Annotated in this window: 14 protein-coding genes and 2 pseudogenes; 9 read left to right on the forward strand and 7 right to left on the reverse strand. The window is 72.3% G+C overall.

Annotated elements, in window-relative coordinates; genetic code table 11:
* Positions 1 to 481: 481 nt before the first annotated feature.
* The 3 genes and pseudogenes from ABD932_RS28760 to ABD932_RS28770 all read right to left on the reverse strand — a co-directional run.
* Positions 482 to 1381, reverse strand: a complete 900-nt coding sequence (locus tag ABD932_RS28760) for an aminoglycoside phosphotransferase family protein (protein WP_345016847.1) — start codon at positions 1379 to 1381, stop codon at positions 482 to 484.
* Positions 1382 to 1543: 162 nt separating this feature from the next.
* Entirely contained in the window at positions 1544 to 2179 is a 636-nt protein-coding gene (locus tag ABD932_RS28765) for a YoaK family protein (protein WP_345016849.1), read from the reverse strand.
* 115 nt (positions 2180 to 2294) lie between these two features.
* Positions 2295 to 2618 (reverse strand): annotated as a pseudogene (locus tag ABD932_RS28770) (hypothetical protein); the annotation flags it as partial.
* Between ABD932_RS28770 and ABD932_RS28775 the strand changes: the two are divergent.
* Positions 2618 to 3493 (forward strand): annotated as a pseudogene (locus ABD932_RS28775) (ABC transporter ATP-binding protein); the annotation flags it as partial. The pseudogenes ABD932_RS28770 and ABD932_RS28775 sit on opposite strands and share 1 nt — an antisense overlap.
* Entirely contained in the window at positions 3486 to 4172 is a 687-nt protein-coding gene (locus tag ABD932_RS28780; protein ID WP_345016851.1) for an ABC transporter ATP-binding protein, read from the forward strand. The pseudogene ABD932_RS28775 and the gene ABD932_RS28780, both read left to right, overlap by 8 nt.
* 70 nt (positions 4173 to 4242) lie before the next feature.
* Here the strand turns inward: ABD932_RS28780 and ABD932_RS28785 are convergent, their stop codons facing one another.
* Positions 4243 to 4458, reverse strand: a complete 216-nt coding sequence (locus ABD932_RS28785; protein ID WP_345016853.1) for a hypothetical protein — start codon at positions 4456 to 4458, stop codon at positions 4243 to 4245.
* Positions 4459 to 4623: 165 nt separating this feature from the next.
* On the opposite strand from ABD932_RS28785, the gene ABD932_RS28790 reads away from it, so the two are divergent.
* From ABD932_RS28790 to ABD932_RS28820, 7 genes are all read left to right on the forward strand, one after another.
* Positions 4624 to 5970, forward strand: a complete 1347-nt coding sequence (locus ABD932_RS28790) for an MFS transporter (protein WP_345016855.1) — start codon at positions 4624 to 4626, stop codon at positions 5968 to 5970.
* Positions 5971 to 5987: 17 nt separating this feature from the next.
* Positions 5988 to 6647: a response regulator transcription factor gene (locus ABD932_RS28795; RefSeq protein WP_345017085.1), complete on the forward strand. Its 660-nt coding sequence runs from the start codon at positions 5988 to 5990 to the stop codon at positions 6645 to 6647.
* A 9-nt stretch (positions 6648 to 6656) separates the two neighbouring features.
* Positions 6657 to 8075, forward strand: coding sequence for a sensor histidine kinase (locus ABD932_RS28800; protein ID WP_345016858.1), 1419 nt, complete (start codon positions 6657 to 6659; stop codon positions 8073 to 8075).
* Entirely contained in the window at positions 8072 to 9064 is a 993-nt protein-coding gene (locus ABD932_RS28805) for a TAXI family TRAP transporter solute-binding subunit (RefSeq protein ID WP_345016860.1), read from the forward strand. The genes ABD932_RS28800 and ABD932_RS28805 overlap by 4 nt, the downstream gene beginning before the upstream one ends.
* A 459-nt stretch (positions 9065 to 9523) precedes the next feature.
* The gene (locus ABD932_RS28810) at positions 9524 to 10759 is read left to right on the forward strand and encodes a polysaccharide pyruvyl transferase family protein (protein ID WP_345016862.1); all 1236 of its coding nucleotides are present in this window, start codon (positions 9524 to 9526) and stop codon (positions 10757 to 10759) included.
* A 23-nt stretch (positions 10760 to 10782) separates the two neighbouring features.
* Positions 10783 to 12234, forward strand: a complete 1452-nt coding sequence (locus tag ABD932_RS28815) for an FAD-dependent oxidoreductase (RefSeq protein WP_345016864.1) — start codon at positions 10783 to 10785, stop codon at positions 12232 to 12234.
* A 134-nt stretch (positions 12235 to 12368) separates the two neighbouring features.
* On the forward strand, positions 12369 to 13157 hold the full coding sequence (locus ABD932_RS28820) for an Fpg/Nei family DNA glycosylase (RefSeq protein WP_345016866.1): 789 nt from the start codon (positions 12369 to 12371) through the stop codon (positions 13155 to 13157).
* Positions 13158 to 13244: 87 nt separating this feature from the next.
* Here the strand turns inward: ABD932_RS28820 and ABD932_RS28825 are convergent, their stop codons facing one another.
* The 3 genes from ABD932_RS28825 to ABD932_RS28835 all read right to left on the reverse strand — a co-directional run bounded on the left by ABD932_RS28825 (position 13245) and on the right by ABD932_RS28835 (position 16278).
* Entirely contained in the window at positions 13245 to 14501 is a 1257-nt protein-coding gene (locus ABD932_RS28825) for an MFS transporter (protein WP_345016868.1), read from the reverse strand.
* Between the two features lie 164 nt (positions 14502 to 14665).
* Complete coding sequence (locus ABD932_RS28830) at positions 14666 to 15595, reverse strand: carbohydrate kinase family protein (RefSeq protein WP_345016870.1); 930 nt, start codon at positions 15593 to 15595, stop codon at positions 14666 to 14668.
* Positions 15592 to 16278, reverse strand: a complete 687-nt coding sequence (locus ABD932_RS28835; RefSeq protein ID WP_345016872.1) for a class II aldolase/adducin family protein — start codon at positions 16276 to 16278, stop codon at positions 15592 to 15594. The genes ABD932_RS28830 and ABD932_RS28835 overlap by 4 nt, the downstream gene beginning before the upstream one ends.
* Positions 16279 to 16288: the final 10 nt, after the last annotated feature.

The following is a 16288-nucleotide window of genomic DNA, read 5'->3' on the forward strand; positions in this document are numbered from 1 at the left end:
CGCCGCACACCCTGGTCGTCGTATACGGCCAAGCCGTGGCCTCTACGACGGCACACTCCGGCCGCACGGTCTTGCCGCGAAGGAGCACACGGCGGCGCCCTCCGTGCGCGGTCGACACGTGGGCCGCCCGGGCACAGCCGTATGGGGGCGAGCCACATGGGCACCCCCACCCCAGTGCTGGCGGGAGGCGACTGGATCCGCGGCATCACCATCCAGCAGTTGCACGCGGCGCGCCTTTTGGAGTGGCCGATCCCGACGCGTGGTCGAAGGAAGTTTTCGCAGATCAGTGGCTCGGCGTGGAAAGGCACTCATCGCCGAGGGCGACATCACGCTGCAGGGCGGCGCCGACGCCGTGGCCGGGGTCGTGGTCCTCGCCCGGTGTGCCCCGACCTGGACACGATCTTCGTCGCCTCGGACCTCGCGGAAGTCCGCCTGAGGGAACACCCATACAGCGGCTGTCGGGGAGACCGGCCCTGGCTGCCTAGCCGATGAGAGCTCCGGTGATCTGGCGGGAGGTCTGCGCGGCGACCCGGGGATTGACGGCCGCGTAGGCTGTGTACGCGTTCAGAGCCGTGGCCAGTGCCCAGCCTCGGCCCCGCATCCAGGTGGCGTCGTCCACGCCGAGTGCGGCGCGGAAGGCGGCCCGGCTCCCCACCGACATCAGGGCGAAGGCGATGGTCAGGTCGCAGGCCGGGTCGCCGACACCGAGCCCGCCGAAGTCGATGACCGCGCTGAGTCGGCCGTCGACGGTCAGCAGGTTGCCGGTGTGGAAGTCTCCGTGGAACCAGACCGGCGCTCGATCCCATCCGGGGGCGCTCAGTGCCGCGTCCCACAGTTCGGTCATCGACTTGGCGTCGAAAGCGCCGTCGACCTGTGCGATGGCGGCACGCGTCGCATCGTCCCGGTCGGCCAGCGACCCGGCAGTGAGGTCCTCGCGGGCATCGTCAGAGGTGATGGTCTCGGGCGTGAACCGCTGAAGGGCGACCAGGAACTCCGCCAGTTCGACGGCGGCCTCGGACGAGTCGGCCAGCGTCTCGACGGTCGCCACCTCGCCGTCCAACCAGCGGGACACCGCCCACGGCCACGGATATCCGAAGTCGGGTTCCCCCACCCCCACAGGCACCGGGATCGCCAGGGGCAGGTGTGGGGCGAGCCGAGGCAGCCACTCGTACTCCTTCCTCGCTTGCCTGATGGCTCCGTCATGGCGGGGCACCCGAACGGACAGCTCCTCCCCCAGCCGGTAGATCACATGGTCCGAGCCGGCGGGGTCAAACAACTCCAGGGGCAGTTCGGCCCACTGCGGGAACTGCGTATCAACCAGGCGCCTGACCAACGCGGCATCGATCGCGGGGCGGATGTCCGCGGTTCTCCCGGTTGCCAAGAGCAGCTCCTGCGGTCGGCCCGCGCCGTACGGCGGGCAGCTTGGGGCCATCACAGTACGTCGCGGCCTCGCCTGTCGACCGGATTTCTCGACTCACTCAGCTACGAGCCGGTGGGCTGGAACAAGGGGGAAGCTGGTCCTCATCTGCCCCGACGACGAGCCTCAGGCGCCTACCTTCCGCCGGGATGCCGGATGGGCAACGTAACCCCCGATGCCCGCAAGCACGCCTGCCGCGCCGGCGAAGACCGCCACCAGGGCAGCGGCACGGTAGGACTGGAAGGCGTCCGGCGTGCCGCCGCCCACCGTCGACTTTCTGATCCAGGTGACCTGGGTGCCTGTCACCAGCGTGGTGTTCAGGATCACCCCGAGCCGCCACATCGCCGCACTGCGCACCCCCATGGCCAGCGCCGTCAGCGCGATCACGGCGTAGTGCCTGGGTACCAGAGCGCCCCTCACCGTCTTCAGGCCGATCGCCGCCAGCGCGGCGGCCACCAGCAGCACGGACGCGATGGCGGCCGACGCCAGCAGCCACCGGCGGAGGCGTGCAGCCGTGGCGACACCGAGACGGCTGCCGACGACCGCGCCGGTCACGAATCCGGCCGGCGCCGTGAGCGAGCCCATCAGTGCCAGCCCTTCGCCACCGGCGGCCGCGAAGCCGAGGAAGAGGATGTTGCCCGTCATGAAGGCGGTGAAGACCTGACCCAGGCGCAGGAAGGCCACCACGTCGACGATCCCGGTGACAGCGGTCAGGTCGATCAGCACCTTCGGCAGCGGAACGGAACGAGCCGGCACTGGCATACGGGTTCCCTTCCGCGGCACGGCAGAGCCCCCCCAGTCCTCGGCCTGGCGCAGCCCCCCCACCTGACAGACCCTCACCCGGTCGGCCGTACGGACGCCTTGTGAGGCTCGCGGGTCAGCCGGCGAAGACCCTGCCTTCCTTCACGACGTAACGCGCCGCATCGGAGCATCCGATGGACGGCGTGATCAGCAGACTCACGGTGAGCGGCGCAGGCTCCGTGCTCGCGGTCGCGAACTCGCAGACGGCGCCCCTGCCCGTCAGCGGATACCAGAACCACCCGTCGACGTCGCCCACCGTGACCCGGTCGGACTCCTTCCACGCGCCGCCGGACCGCGTGAAGACCTGCAGCCGAACGGAGGCGGCGTACTCGTCCTGCGCCGACCGCAGCGCTGTCAGCGTGACCTTGTAGTCACTCCCGAGGACGGACGAGGCGATACGCGTACTTCGATGTGGGGGCGGGCGAGTGTCTGGCCCTGATCGGTGAGAGCGGTTGCGGCAAGTCGGTCCTCGCCTCCGCCCTGCTCGGTCTACTGCCCGCCAACGCCCAGGCGGCGGGCCAGGCCCACCTGGGGGACCTCGATCTGCTCGCCGCCGACGAGCGGACGCTGGCGCGGAAGGTGCGGGGCCGCCTCATCGGGCTCATCCCGCAGAGCCCGGCGGCGCACCTCACGCCGGTGCGTACGGTCCGCTCCCAACTGGAGGAGACGGTCGGTGCGTTGACCGACACCCGGGGGCGTGCGGCCGTACGCCGCGCGGCGGAGGCGGCCGCCGCACGCGCCGCGTTTCCCACCGACCACCTCGACCGTCACCCGCATGAGCTCTCCGGCGGCCTGGCCCAGCGCGCCGCCACCGCGCTCGCTCTCGTCGGCGACGCGCCCCTGCTGCTCGCCGACGAGCCGACCACCGGGCTCGACCGCGACCTGGTGGACCACACGGTCGACGAGCTGCGGCGTCACGTGGACGCCGGCCGACGAGCCTTGCTCATGATCACCCATGATCTGGCGGCCGCCGAGCGCATCGCCGACCGCGTGGCCGTGATGTATGCGGGCCGGATCGTGGAGATCGCGGACGCGGAGGCGTTCTTCGGCGTCCCGGGGCCCCGGCATCCCTACAGCCGCGGTCTGCTGCAGGCCCTGCCGGACCGCGCCTTCACTCCGATCCCCGGGATGCCTCCGGAGCTGGGCGATCTGCCCGGGGGATGTTCCTTCGCCGCACGCTGCGAGCACGCCTCCGACGCCTGCGGCACTCTTCCGCCGACGACCGGCGGGATCGCCTGTCACCATCCGCACGTGCCGGAGGACCTCCGTGCTTGAACTGCGCGCCATCACCGCCGGTTACGACAGGAGGGCCCCTGTCGTCCGCGCCGCCTCGCTGTCCGTCGTCCCCGGGGAGGCGGTCGGCCTGCTCGGCCCCAGTGGCTGCGGCAAGTCCACCCTCGCCCGTGTCGCTGCCCTGCTGCACCGTCCCGACGCCGGCACCGTGCTGCTCGACGGCGAATCCGTACGCCGTTGGCGCCACCGCGCCCCGCGCGCCCTCCGTACCGCCGTCGGTGTCGTCTTCCAGCAGCCCCGCCTCTCCGCCGACCCCCGGCTGCGGCTCACCGACCTGATCGCCGAGCCGTTGCGTGCCACCGGCCGTCGTGACGACATACCGCGGCGGATCCCCGAGTTGGCCTCGTCCGTCGGCCTCACCCCCGACCTGCTGACGCGCCGGCCCCACGAGGTCAGCGACGGGCAGCTGCAAAGGGCCTGCCTCGCCCGCGCCCTCGTCCTGCGTCCGCGCTGGCTGGTCTGCGACGAGATGACCGCGATGCTCGACGCTTCCACCACCGCCGCGCTGGTGGCCGCGGTCGAGCACTACCGCGCCGCCACGGGCGCGGGTCTGCTCGCCGTCGGCCACGACCAGGTGCTCCTGGACCGTTGGTGCGACCGCACCGTCCACTGGGAGGAGCTGACCGCCGCGACCGAGCCGGTGGGGCCATCGCCGGTGTGACGGAGGAGGAGCCGGCGCAGGTGCGCGACCGGTGGGAAGGGTCCGGCGGGGTGCCGGTGACGTGCCGCGCTCAGCGTGCCCACACGTCCGGGCCGCCGCCGCGCCACTCGATCAGCCCGGACTGCCGTACGTACTCGGGATCCGCGTCCTCGATGCCCGCCCGGCGCAGGAACTCGGCCACGTCCAGGAGCCCGTACGCCATCCCCAGAAAGTGATCGTCCACGCGCACCCGGCGTCCGCCGTCCACGGCGGGCGGGTAGACGACGACGGGCTGCGTGCTTGCCATGGCACCAGGGTGCGGTGTGGCGCGCTCACCCGCATGCGGGGCGCGCGGGCGCCTCTCGCGCCGCCACCGCCCTAAGGGACTGTTAGGACTTGGTTCGCGCTGTTGAACGGCCCTGTCGGGCCATCGAATCTGTGTGCTCCCGGGCCTCAGACAAGGGAGTTTTCGATGGCCACACAGACCACGGCACCAGGCGCGCAGGACACGCGCCGCGGCGAGCGCAGGGTCGTCAGCAATATCGTGCGCGGATCGATCGGCAACCTGATCGAGTGGTACGACTGGTACGCGTACACCGCGTTCAGCGTGTACTTCGCCGCCGCGTTCTTTCCGTCCGGCGACCAGACCGCCCAACTGCTCAACACCGCCGCGGTGTTCGCCGTCGGCTTCCTGATGCGGCCGATCGGCGGCTGGGTGCTCGGGCGGTACGCCGACCGGCGTGGGCGGCGTTCGGCGCTGACGCTGTCGGTGACGCTCATGGCGGCCGGTTCGCTGATCGTGGCGCTGACGCCGTCGTACGGCGCGATCGGGGTCGCCGCGCCGGTGCTCCTGGTGACCGCCCGGCTGCTGCAGGGCCTGTCGGTGGGAGGTGAGTACTCGACCTCGGCGACGTACATGTCGGAGGTGGCCTCGCCCGGCCGGCGCGGCTACTACTCCAGTTTCCAGTACGTCACGCTCATCGCCGGCCAGCTGACGGCGCTCGGCCTGCAGATCGTTCTGCAGCAGGTGCTCAGCGCCTCCCAGATGGAGGCGTGGGGGTGGCGGGTCGCGTTCGTCGTCGGCGCCGCGGGGGCGATCGTCGTGCTGTGGCTGCGGCGCGGCATGGACGAGTCGGAGAGCTTCGAGCGCGCGGCGGCCGAAGAGGGCGAGAAGGGTGCGGGCGACGGGCCGGCGCGCGGCAGTCTGCGGATGCTGCTGTCCTACCCGCGGCAGTGCATGGTCGTCATGGGGCTGACCATGGGCGGCACGTTGTTCTTCTACACGTACACCACGTATCTGCAGAAGTTCATGGTCAACACCAGCGGCATCGCCAAGCCGACGGCTGCCTGGATCAACTTCTTCGCGCTGCTGGTGTTCGTGCTGCTGCAGCCGGTGATGGGGCTGTTGTCGGACCGGGTGGGGCGGCGGCCGATGCTGATCGCGTTCGGTGCGCTGGGCGCCGTGGTCGTGGTGCCGTCGCTCACGCTGCTTTCGCGCACCAGCGACCCCGTGCACGCGTTCCTGCTCATGGTCGGGCCGCTGGCGGTCAGCTCCCTGTACACGTCGATCAGCGCGGTGGTGAAGGCGGAGCTGTTCCCGACCTCGATCCGGGCGCTGGGCGTCGGTCTGCCCTACGCGCTGACCGTGGCCCTGTTCGGCGGGACCGCCGAGTACGTCGCCCTGTGGTTCAAGAACGCCGGGCACGAGAGCTGGTACTTCTACTACGTCACCGCCTGTGTCCTGATCTCGCTGCTCGTCTACATTCGGATGCGCGAGACGTCGGACGGATCGCCGCTGGAGAGCGAGGCGAAAGCCTGAGTGGGAGGGTGGCGACCGTGCGCGTGCTGCTGGCCGAGGACGACGACGGGGTGGCGGGTGCGCTGACCGAGGTCCTGTACGAGCACGGTCATCTGCCCACCCGGGTGCGGCGCGGCGAGGAGGTCCTCACCCGCCACCGCCAGGCCGACCTGCTGCTGCTCGACCTCGGGCTGCCCGACCTCGACGGGCTGGAGGTGCTGCGCAAGCTGCGCGCGGTCAGCGGCCTTCCGGTGGTGGTCCTGACCGCGCGGGGCGACGAGCGGTCGGTGGTGCGCGGCCTGCGGCTGGGCGCCGACGACTACCTCGTCAAGCCGGTACGGCTCGCCGAGCTGCTGGCCCGGATCGAGGCGGTGACCCGGCGCGCCGCGCCACCCGCCGCTCCGGCGCCGCGTACGGTCCTCGCCGCTGACGTCGAGGTCGATCTCGACGCGCGCCGGGTGACGGTGGGCGGTGCCGAGGTGCGGCTGACCACCAAGGAGTTCGCGGTGCTCGCCGCGCTGGCGGCCCGCGCGGGTACGGCGGTCAGCCGTCAGCAGCTGATGGACGAGGTGTGGGGCGACGCCTACCTGGCGGTGTCGCGCTCGCTCGACGTCCATCTCACCCAGCTTCGGGCCAAGCTGGGCCGGCCCGAGGTGCTGACCACCATCCGGGGCTTCGGCTACCGGTTCGGCGACTGAACCGGGCCCATGCGTACCCGGGTACTGACCGTCGTCCTGGCCTTCGCCGTGCTCGCGGTGGCCGGTTTCGCCGTCCCGCTGCTCGGCGTCACCGCCACCCAGCGCACCGAACAGCTCGTCGCGGCCCGCACCGCCGACCTCGACCGCTTCGCCGGGCTGGCCGACCAGGCGGCCGAGAGCGGCGACACCGGCGCGCTGACCGCCGAGACCACCCGGTTCACCGAGCTGTACGGCGAGGCGGTCGTGGTGGTCGACGCCCGCCGCGCCCCGGTGGTGCAGTCCGGCGGCATGCGTGCCGCCGACCCGGAGGTCGCGCGCCTCGTCGACGCGGCGCTGCGCAACCAGCCCGTCTCGCCGGGGGGCACGCTGCGCCCCTGGTCGCGTGGCGAGAAGCTGCTCGCCCGCCCGGTGGGCACGGGCACCCGGGTGTCCGGCGCGGTGGTGCTGCGTGCCTCGGTGCGGGACGCCGCCGACGACATCGCACTGCGCTGGGCGCTCGTCCTGGCCGGTGCGGGCCTGTTCGCCGTGGCGTGCGTGCTGCTCGCCCGGGCCGCGACACGCTGGGTCGTACGCCCGCTGCACCACCTGGACCGCGCGGTCGGCGCGCTCGCGGCGGGGCTGCCCGCCGAGCACGCCCGGGCCGGCGGCCCGCCCGAGCTGCGCCAGCTGGCCACCGGCTTCAACCGCATGGCCGACGCGGTGACCACCGCGCTGGAACAGCAGCGCCGCCTGGTCTCCGACACCTCGCACCAGCTGCGCAACCCGCTCGCCGCGCTGCGCCTGCGCATCGACTCGCTCCAGCCCCGCCTGCCCGCCGCCGCCACCCGCACATACACGGGCGTGACCGCCGAACTCGAACGCATGGAGCACCTCCTCGACGACCTGCTCGCCCTCGCGAACGCCGAACACCGCGCCGGGGAGCTGGCCGTCACGGACGAGCGGGCGGCCTGGTGCGACGCGACGGCGGTCGCCGCGGCCCAGGCCCAGCTGTGGCGACCGGTGGCCGAACAGGCCGGAGTCCATCTGGGGTGCGCCCCGGGCCCCGCCGTCCTCATGGCCTGCACGGAGGGCGAACTGGCCCAGGTGGCCGACATCCTTCTCGACAACGCGATCAAATACGCCGGGGACGGCACCCGCGTCGAGACGCGCTGCTTCACCGAAGGCGCGGACGCGGTGTTCGAGGCACGGGACGACGGCCCGGGCCTCCCCGCGGCCGAGCTCCCCCAGGCGGGGACCCGCTTCTGGCGCTCGGAACGCCACCGCGACGTGCGCGGCAGTGGCCTCGGACTGGCGATCGCCGAGCAGCTCGTGGCCGGCCGTGGCGGGCACATCGAGCTCACGTCGGCCGAGCCGCACGGCCTGCTGGTCAGGGTCGTACTCCCGCGCGCCGAGCACGCGATACCGGCTCCGAAAGGCGGTACGCCATGACCGGCCCGGCCCGTCGCACCGCCCTGCGTGCGGCCCTCGGAGCGGCGTGCACGGGACTCATCGCGGCCGCCGGGGCGGCCGACGCACGGCACGCGGACCGTGGCCCGCAGGGGCGGCTGCGCATCGCGACCGGCGAGTCCGGCAACTTCTACGCGGCCTTCGGCCAACTGCTCGCCGACCAGGTGAAGGCGGCCTACCCCCGGCTCTCCTGCGAGGTGATCAACAGCGAGGCCACCGTGGCCAACATACGGCTGCTCCAGGAGGGCCGGGCCGAGGTCGCGCTGGCCCTGGCCGACATCGCGTGGGCCGCCTACGGCGGCTCGGCGCCGTTCGGCCGCCCGGTCCCGCTCCGTGCGATCGGCCGGGTCTACGAGAACTACCTTCAGCTGGCCGTGCGCGCCGACACGCCGATCCGCACCGTCGCCGACCTGGCGGGGCGCACCGTCTCGCTGGGAGCACCCGCATCCGGCGGTGCCGTACTCGGCGACCGTCTGCTGCGCGCCGCGGGCCTGACCCCGGGCGCCGACGTCCACGTCCGCCACCTGTTGCTGCCACAGGCCGCGCAGGCGATGCGGGACGGCGCGATCGACGCCCTGCTCGTGTCGGGCGGCATACCGCTGCCGACGCTCTCCGGCCTCGACACCCGCCCCGGAATCCGCCTCCTGCCACTGGCCGGACTGCTCCCCCGCCTGCGCACCGACACAGGCGACTCCGGATCCGGCCTCGAAGCGGTGACCGTACCGGCCGGGACATACCGCGACACACCCGAAGTGACCACCATCGGCGTGGCCAACCTCCTCCTGTGCCGCCCCGACCTGCCCGCCCCCGTCGCAGCCGCCCTCACCAACGTCCTGGTACGCCAAGCCACCCACCTCGTCCCCACCACCGCCCTCGGCACCCAGTTCCTCGACGCCCGCAGCCTGATCTCCACCGGCGCCGTGCCCTTGCACCCCGGGGCGATCGTCGCCTACCGCGAACTGCACGGATGAGCCCGGGTACACGACTGAGCCCGGGCGCACGATCGATCCTGCGAGACGACCCGGCGAGTACGGCGACGTTCGCAACCCGTAGGCGGTCGGTGGTGACCGAGCTCCCCCGGTTACTCCGTGCGCGGAAGGGCACAGGTACGTCGGATGAGGGGCGGCGCCGCCGCGCACAGCGAAACCGGGTGGCGATCCGGCTCAGCGGCGAAAGGACGGGCGGGGCGCGAGCACCCATACTGGCTCTACGGGCACACCCGCGGGCCCGTCTGTGCGCCGCCGTGGAGGGACCGGCGGCTCCCGGAACCTCCGAGTGAGGTTTCCTCCGCAAGGCCTGGGGCTACTCGGGCCCGGCGCCGCGACGGTGTGTCGCACCCCGTAAGAATCCAGCCCGCAGTCCGCCGACGGGAAGTGTGGTCAAGGACTGCCGCACGGGTCCCGCCCGTCTCCTTCGAACGGGAGCTCCGGATGACGATCGACCAGCACCCGCCGCCTGGCCCGTCGGATCTGCGGATCGGCCTGCTCGGCTCGTACGGCGGATGCAACATCGGCGACGAAGCGATTCTGATGTGTGTTCTGAGCTGTCTGCGCGCCCATCGCCCGCAGGCCCGACTCGTCGTCTTCAGCCGGAACGCCGCCCACACCCGCGCCCATCAGCGAGGGGCCGATGAGGTGGTCGACTGGGAGGGCGTACCGCAGAAACCCGTCCTCGACGCCCTGGCCGGACTGGATCTGCTGGTGCTGGGCGGCGGCGGGATCCTCTACGACGGAGAGGCTCGGCGCTATCTGCGGCTGGTGAGGGCGGCTCACGAGCGCGGTGTGCCCACCTTCGCCTACGCGGTCGGCGCGGGCCCGCTGCGCGAGGCGGACGACCGGGAGGCCGTACGCAAGGTGCTGCCGGAGATGACCGACGTCGTGGTCCGTGACGAGGAGTCCCGCCTCGTCCTGGAGGAGGTCGGCGTCGAACGCGAGCTCACCGTCACCGCCGACCCGGCGCTGCTGCTCACGCCGGAACCGTTCACCGAGCAGATGATGCGGCAGGAGGGCCTTCCCCTCGACACGCGGCTGGTCGGCATGTCCGTGCGCGAGCCCGGCAGGGCCGCGGAGAAGCTCGACGAGGACGACTACCACGCGCTGCTCGCCGACGTCGCGGACTTCCTCGCCCGGCGCCTGGACGCACGCGTCGTTTTCGTGCCGATGGAACGCCAGGACGTCCGGCACGCCCACGGCGTGCTGTCCCGGATGAGCGCGCCGGACCTGGGCCGCATCCTGCACAACTCCTACAGCCCCGGCGAAATTCTCGGCTTCATGAGCCACCTGGACATGGTCGTCGGCATGCGCCTGCACGTCGTGATCTTCGCCGCGCTCTCCGGTTTGCCCGTCCTGCCGCTGCCGTATTCCGGCAAAGTGTTCGACTTTGCCCGGCGTACGGGAGCGCCCGCGCTGATCGGTGTGGCGCGGGAACAAGCCGGGCTCCTGCTCGCCGAGGTGGACCGGCTCTGGGACGAGTTTCCACAGCGCCGCGAGGACCTCAACACCCGAGTGCGGGGACTGCGGGCCATGGCCCGCGATACCTGCGCCCGCTGCGGGGCACTCCTGGACTCCATCGACCGTGACGCGCGCGACGGAGGGCGGGCGGAGGGCGCCGACCTCCTTCTGACCCCGGGCTCCCGGATGGCCGAGCTCAGGGACCACGGGGCGTGACAACCGAGTCGACGGGAGAAGCGATGCCGATCCTGGAAGCACCTCCCCCAGCCCAGACCGTCACCCTGCCCCCGCGCGTGGCCCGCCACGGCGGCCGGACGGACGTCCTGGTCGTCGGCGGCGGCCCGGCGGGCACGGCTGCGGCCTACGCGGCGGCCGACGCGGGCTCCGACGTGGTGCTGGTGGAGCGGTACGGCTTCCTCGGCGGGAACGCCACCGTGGCGCTGGTGATGCCGCTGATGTCGTTCCACAACGAGCAGAAACAGGCGGTGTTCGACGACAGCGGTCACCACCGCCGGCTGCTGCCGACTGACCACGGGGAGGGCGAACCGGTGGTGGCCGGATTCCTGTGGCTGCTGCTGGATCGGCTCACCGCGCGGGGCGGCTGCATCCCGCCGTCCCCCGACACCGGCTACACCGTGCCGTTCGACCCGGAGATCTACAAACTCGTCCTCCTCGACCTGCTCGACGAGGCGGGCGTGCGCATGCTGTTCCACTCCTTCGCCTCCGCCGCCCTGCCCCTCGACGACGGCTGGCGGGTGGTCTTCGAGACCAAGTCCGGCCCGGTGGTGATCGACGCGGGCGTCGTCGTCGACGGCACGGGGGACGGCGACATCGCCGCCGCCGCGGGGGCACCGTACGAGATCGGGCGGCCGGAGGACGGGCTGGTGCAGCCGATGACGCTGATGTTCCGCGTCGTCGACTTCCTGCAGCCGATGTTCTCCGAGTACGTCAGCGAGCATCCCGACCAGTGGCGGGGCGTGCACGGGCTGTGGGACCTGGTCCGGGAGGCCACCGAAGCGGGCGAACTGCGCCTGCCCCGTGAGGACATGCTGTTCTTCGGCACCCCGCACCCGCGCGAGGTCAGCGTCAACAGCACCCGGGTCACCCGACTGCTCGGCACCGACGTGTGGGACCTCAGCCGCGCCGAGTACGCCGCGCGCCGCCAGATGGACCAGATCGACCGTTTCCTGCGTCGGCGCGTGCCCGGCTTCGACAAGTCGTACGTGGCCCAGAGCGGCGTCCAGATCGGAGTACGGGAGACCCGCCGCATCCTCGGCGACTACCACCTGACCGGGCACGACATCCTCGCGGCACGGGCCTTCCCCGACGCCGTCGCGCACGGCGCGTACCCAGTCGACATCCACAACCCGAGGGGAAGCGGCACCGTCCTCAAACGCGTCCCCCACGGGCACTTCTACGACATCCCCCTGCGCTGCCTGCTGCCCCAGGACACCGACCGCCTGCTCGTCGCCGGCCGCTGCATCTCCGGCTCGCACGTGGCGCACTCCTCCTACCGCGTCATGCCCATCTCGATGGCGACCGGCCAGGCTGCCGGTGTCTGCGCCGCGCTGTCCGTGAGGCTCGGCCGCAGCCCCCGCGAGGTGCCCTACCACCTCGTCCAACGCGCCCTCCGGCGCCAGGGCGCCCACCTGCGCCTCGAACCCCGGGAACCCGTGCCGCAGCAACGCTGACAATAAGGGGATACCGAGGTGGCCCTGGCCCAGCGCATCGAGGCCGGAGTGGGGGCCGCCGAGGAACTGCGGCTCGCCGACGTCGGCGAGCCCGACCTGGGCTCGGATTGCCGCGGGGAGAGAGGACGTGCGCCATGCCCGAACTCCCGGACGTCGAGGGATTCCGGAGGGTGCTCGAGGCCTGCGCGAAGGGCAGGGTCATCCGACGCGTCGACGTGCGCGACAGGGGCGTACTGCACGGCGTGAGTACGCGGATGTTGCGGGACGCGCTGGAAGGCCGGCGTTTCACGGCGCCGGAGCGGCACGGGAAGTGGCTGCTCGCCCGTACCGGCGGCCCCACCCTCCTGCTGCACTTCGGCATGACCGGCCAACTGGTCTGCAGCCACCCCGAGGACGAGGTCGAAGCCCACGACCGAGTCCTGTTCACGGTCAGTCGCGAGCGTCAGCTCCGCTACCGCGACCAGCGCAAGCTCCAGGGCCTCTGGCTGGCCGACGACGAGTCCGAGGTGGCACGGCTGCTGGAGCGCCAGGGACCCGACGCGCTGACGGTGGATCGCAAGGAGTTCGAAGCCGCGCTCTCCGCACGCCGCGGCAGCGTCAAAACGGCCCTCACCGACCAGTCCGTCCTGGCCGGACTCGGCAATCTCCTGGCCGACGAGATTCTGTGGCGCGCGAGGCTGCGCCCCTCCTGTCGAGCGAGCGACCTGACCGAGGCCGACCGGCGTCGCCTGTACACACACATGCGCCGCACCCTGCGCTCCGCGGTCGCCGTCGGCCGCGTCCCGCCGCGCGACTCCTGGCTCACCGGCCACCGCGACGACCACAACCCGGCCTGCCCCCGCTGCGGCACCCCCTTGCGCCGGTCCCGGATGGCAGGCCGGGGCACGGTGTGGTGCCCGCAGTGCCAGCAGGACGGACCGTGATGTCCTTCTGCGGCTCGAGGAGTACGGCACGGTCGATGTCGACGTCGGCGAAGACTGAACCCGGGCGCACAGTTGAGCCCGGGCCCGTCAGCCCTCCGGGCGGGCCCGCGCCGGCACTTCCGGCTCCGGCGCCCCCTGCTCCCCCACGGGAACGGTGTCGGCGATCCAGACACCGCGGCCCCGATCGGCCACGACCGCTGAGAGAGCCAGCAGGAGGGCACCACCCGCAACGGCAACAGCCACCAGGAGTGCGCCCCGCGTGCCGTGGGTTTCCGCGAGGGAACCCCCGAGGGCCTGCCCGGCGGCTGCGCCGAGCGGGCCGCCGGCGCACATGATGGTCATGGCGACCGCTGCGCGCCGCGCCGGGGCCAGACGTTCGGTGAGGGCGTAGAGGCTGATCATGTAGGGCGCGACGGTACAGCCGGCCACGGCGACCGCGGCAGGCATGGAAACCGTCTGCGCCCCGGCGAACAGCACCACCATGCCCGCGAAGAGCACCGCGGCGAACGTCAGGTACCGGGCGCGCAGGGTGAACCGCTGTGGCAGCCAGACACACGCGGCCCCGGTCAAGGCGCTGCCGATGCCGAACTCGGCATAGACGAGTCCCGCCGCGCCCGGCTCCCCGAGGGTGTCGGCGTACACCGTGACGGCCGTCTGGACGGCGCCGAAGACCGCGCCCATCGCGACCATCGCCAGGAACATCACGGCCAGCGGGCGGCGGGGCAGAGACGGCTTGCGGTGTTCTGCCGAGGGTTGCCGGGGGAGGTCGCGGTGGGCGTGGAGCAGGGCGAAGGGCAGGGTGGTGGTGGCGATCAGGGCCATGATCAGCACCGCGGGGGCGAGCGGGCCGGCCGACGCCAGCAACCCGACGACCGCCGGTCCGGCGACGAAGCTCACCTCGTCGGCGGCCGCCTCGTACGACAGGGCCGCCGACAGCAACCGCCGCTCGCCGTGCGGACGAAGGAGCCGTGACCAGTGCACCCTTACGAGGGGACCGACCTGGGGCTGGGTGAGCCCTACCAGCGTCGCCGCGACCAGCATGCTTGCCCTGGTCCCTTGGCTGGCGGCCAGCAGGACCGCCCAGGCGGCGAAGTTGGCCAGGGCGGCGAGGGCGCCGACGGTCCGGTGGCCGTGGCGGTCGGCGAGGGCTCCGACCACGGGGCCGCCGACGGCGATGGCGGTGCTCTGTGCCGCACTGGCCAGGCCGGCGAAGGCGTAGCTGTGGGTGGACGACTGAAGCAGGATGAGCGTGGACAGGGCCGAGGACGCGTACGGCAGGCGGGCCAGGAATCCCAGCGGGAAGAAGCCCACGCCTGCCACACGCAGCAGGGAGCGGTAGGACACTGATGTCTCCATCGGGCACGTCGAGGAGACGCGCTACCCAACCACCAGCGCGCCGACGGGCCCGATTCTGACCGCAACGTATTGCAGTTGGCTCGTGGCTGTACAGGTCCTGCGTTGTGAGCGCCTGTGTGCCGGCTGCCGCCGCTCCGGCTACGAGTCTCCGGTCAGGAGCGGGGCTTGTGTGTCGCGGCGAAGGTGTCGGCCGCCGCGAGGTCGAAGTCTCCGTGATCGCTGCCGAGGCCCTGGGCCACCAGCGCCGCGGCCGCGCAGCCGAGGACGGCGGAGTCGTACGGTGTGCGGCCCAGGCCCATGCCGCGAACGAAGCCGGCCGAGAACGCGTCGCCGCAGCCCGTGGTGTCCACCACGTCGATCGCGAAGGCCGGGACTTGCTCGGTGCCTTCGGGAGTCACGAGCAGCGCGCCGTCTCCGCCGCGGGTGACCGCGACCAGGCCGGCGCCGGCGTCGAGGAGCTTGTGCGCGCCGGCGACCAGGTCCTCCTCGCCGGTGAAACCGAGGACCTGGTCCTCGTTGGGCAGCATGTGGTCGATGTACGGCAGCGCGGACGCGATCTGTTCGAAGCTGCCGAGCACGCCGGGTGCGAGCAGGTCCACCGAGGTGGCCACACCGTGCTCCTTGGCATGGGACAGGATGCGCGTGGCGGTGTCGACGCCGATGAGTTCGGGGCCGCCGAGGTGGAGGTGGGTCGCCTCGGCGATGGCGTCCCAGGGCACGTCGTCGGGGCCGTAGGTGATGTTGGCGCCGAGGAGGTGCAGCGACGGGCGGTCGCCGTTGGGGCGGATGGGCAGGACGCTCGCGGAGGTGGGGGTGTCCGTGCGGCGGACGAGGTGGCGGGTGTCGATGCCGGCCGCGCCGAGGAGTTGGACCAGCATGTCCCCGGTGGGGTCGGAGCCGATGGCACCGGCGCTGCGTACGGAGGCGCCGAGCTTGGCGAGGGTCAGTGCCGTCCCGCCTGCTGTCCCGGCGGCTGTCATCCTGATGTCTTCCACCAGCGTCGCGCCCTGGCCCTCGGGTATCGCCTCCACCGGCCGCACCAGCACGTCCAGCACATGCACGCCCATCGTGACGACGTTCATCGGTTTCCCTCCTGCACAGGCGGTACGGGGTGGGTGGTGCCGTAGTTCCGGGCGATCGCGGCCTCGATCACCGCGAGTTGCTGGTGTTCGTCCAGGACACGGGGCGTTCCGAGTGCGGCCGCGTGCTGGTAGACGCCGCACGCCCACTCCAGCAGCAGCGCGTGCTCGACCGCCTTGTCCAGCGTCGGAGCGTGGGTGAGGGCGCCGTGGCTGGCCATCAGCGCGCCGCTGCGGCCCTCCAGTGCGGTGAGGACCGACTCGGCGAGTTCCGGGGTGCCGAACGTGGCGTACGGTGCCACGCGCACAGATCCGCCCAGTGTGAGCAACTGGTAGTGGATACAGGGGAGTTCATCGAGCACGCAGGACAGTGCGGTCGCCATCGGGGCGTGGGTGTGGACGACCGCGCCCGTGCCGTAGCGGCGGTAGACGCCCAGGTGCAGGTCGAGTTCCGAGGTGGGCTCGAGCGTCCCTGCCACCACGTTTCCGTCGAGGTCGACCACGGTCACCTGGTCGTCGGTCAGTTCGGCGAGCACCGCGCCGGTCGCCGTGATCGCGACCCGGTCCCCCACCCGCGCGCTGACGTTGCCGGCCGTGCCGATGAGCAGTCCCTCGGCCCCCAGACGTCGGCACGCCGCAGCCACCGCGGTGCGCTCCTGACCCAGCACCGAGCTTGAGTCGGTCATGTCCGCGACG

It is taken from the genome of Streptomyces shaanxiensis (assembly GCF_039537145.1).
GTDB lineage: Bacteria > Actinomycetota > Actinomycetes > Streptomycetales > Streptomycetaceae > Streptomyces > Streptomyces shaanxiensis.

What these genes read in the sequence shown, in the direction of transcription:
- ABD932_RS28765 (WP_345016849.1), bottom strand. Translation starts at nt 2,179, where the DNA reads ATGCCAGTGCCGGCTCGTTCCGTTCCGCTGCCGAAGGTGCTGATCGAC.
- ABD932_RS28785 (WP_345016853.1), bottom strand. Translation starts at nt 4,458, where the DNA reads ATGGCAAGCACGCAGCCCGTCGTCGTCTACCCGCCCGCCGTGGACGGC.
- ABD932_RS28790 (WP_345016855.1), top strand. Translation starts at nt 4,624, where the DNA reads ATGGCCACACAGACCACGGCACCAGGCGCGCAGGACACGCGCCGCGGC.
- ABD932_RS28800 (WP_345016858.1), top strand. Translation starts at nt 6,657, where the DNA reads ATGCGTACCCGGGTACTGACCGTCGTCCTGGCCTTCGCCGTGCTCGCG.
- ABD932_RS28805 (WP_345016860.1), top strand. Translation starts at nt 8,072, where the DNA reads ATGACCGGCCCGGCCCGTCGCACCGCCCTGCGTGCGGCCCTCGGAGCG.
- ABD932_RS28810 (WP_345016862.1), top strand. Translation starts at nt 9,524, where the DNA reads ATGACGATCGACCAGCACCCGCCGCCTGGCCCGTCGGATCTGCGGATC.
- ABD932_RS28815 (WP_345016864.1), top strand. Translation starts at nt 10,783, where the DNA reads ATGCCGATCCTGGAAGCACCTCCCCCAGCCCAGACCGTCACCCTGCCC.
- ABD932_RS28820 (WP_345016866.1), top strand. Translation starts at nt 12,369, where the DNA reads ATGCCCGAACTCCCGGACGTCGAGGGATTCCGGAGGGTGCTCGAGGCC.
- ABD932_RS28830 (WP_345016870.1), bottom strand. Translation starts at nt 15,595, where the DNA reads ATGAACGTCGTCACGATGGGCGTGCATGTGCTGGACGTGCTGGTGCGG.
- ABD932_RS28835 (WP_345016872.1), bottom strand. Translation starts at nt 16,278, where the DNA reads ATGACCGACTCAAGCTCGGTGCTGGGTCAGGAGCGCACCGCGGTGGCT.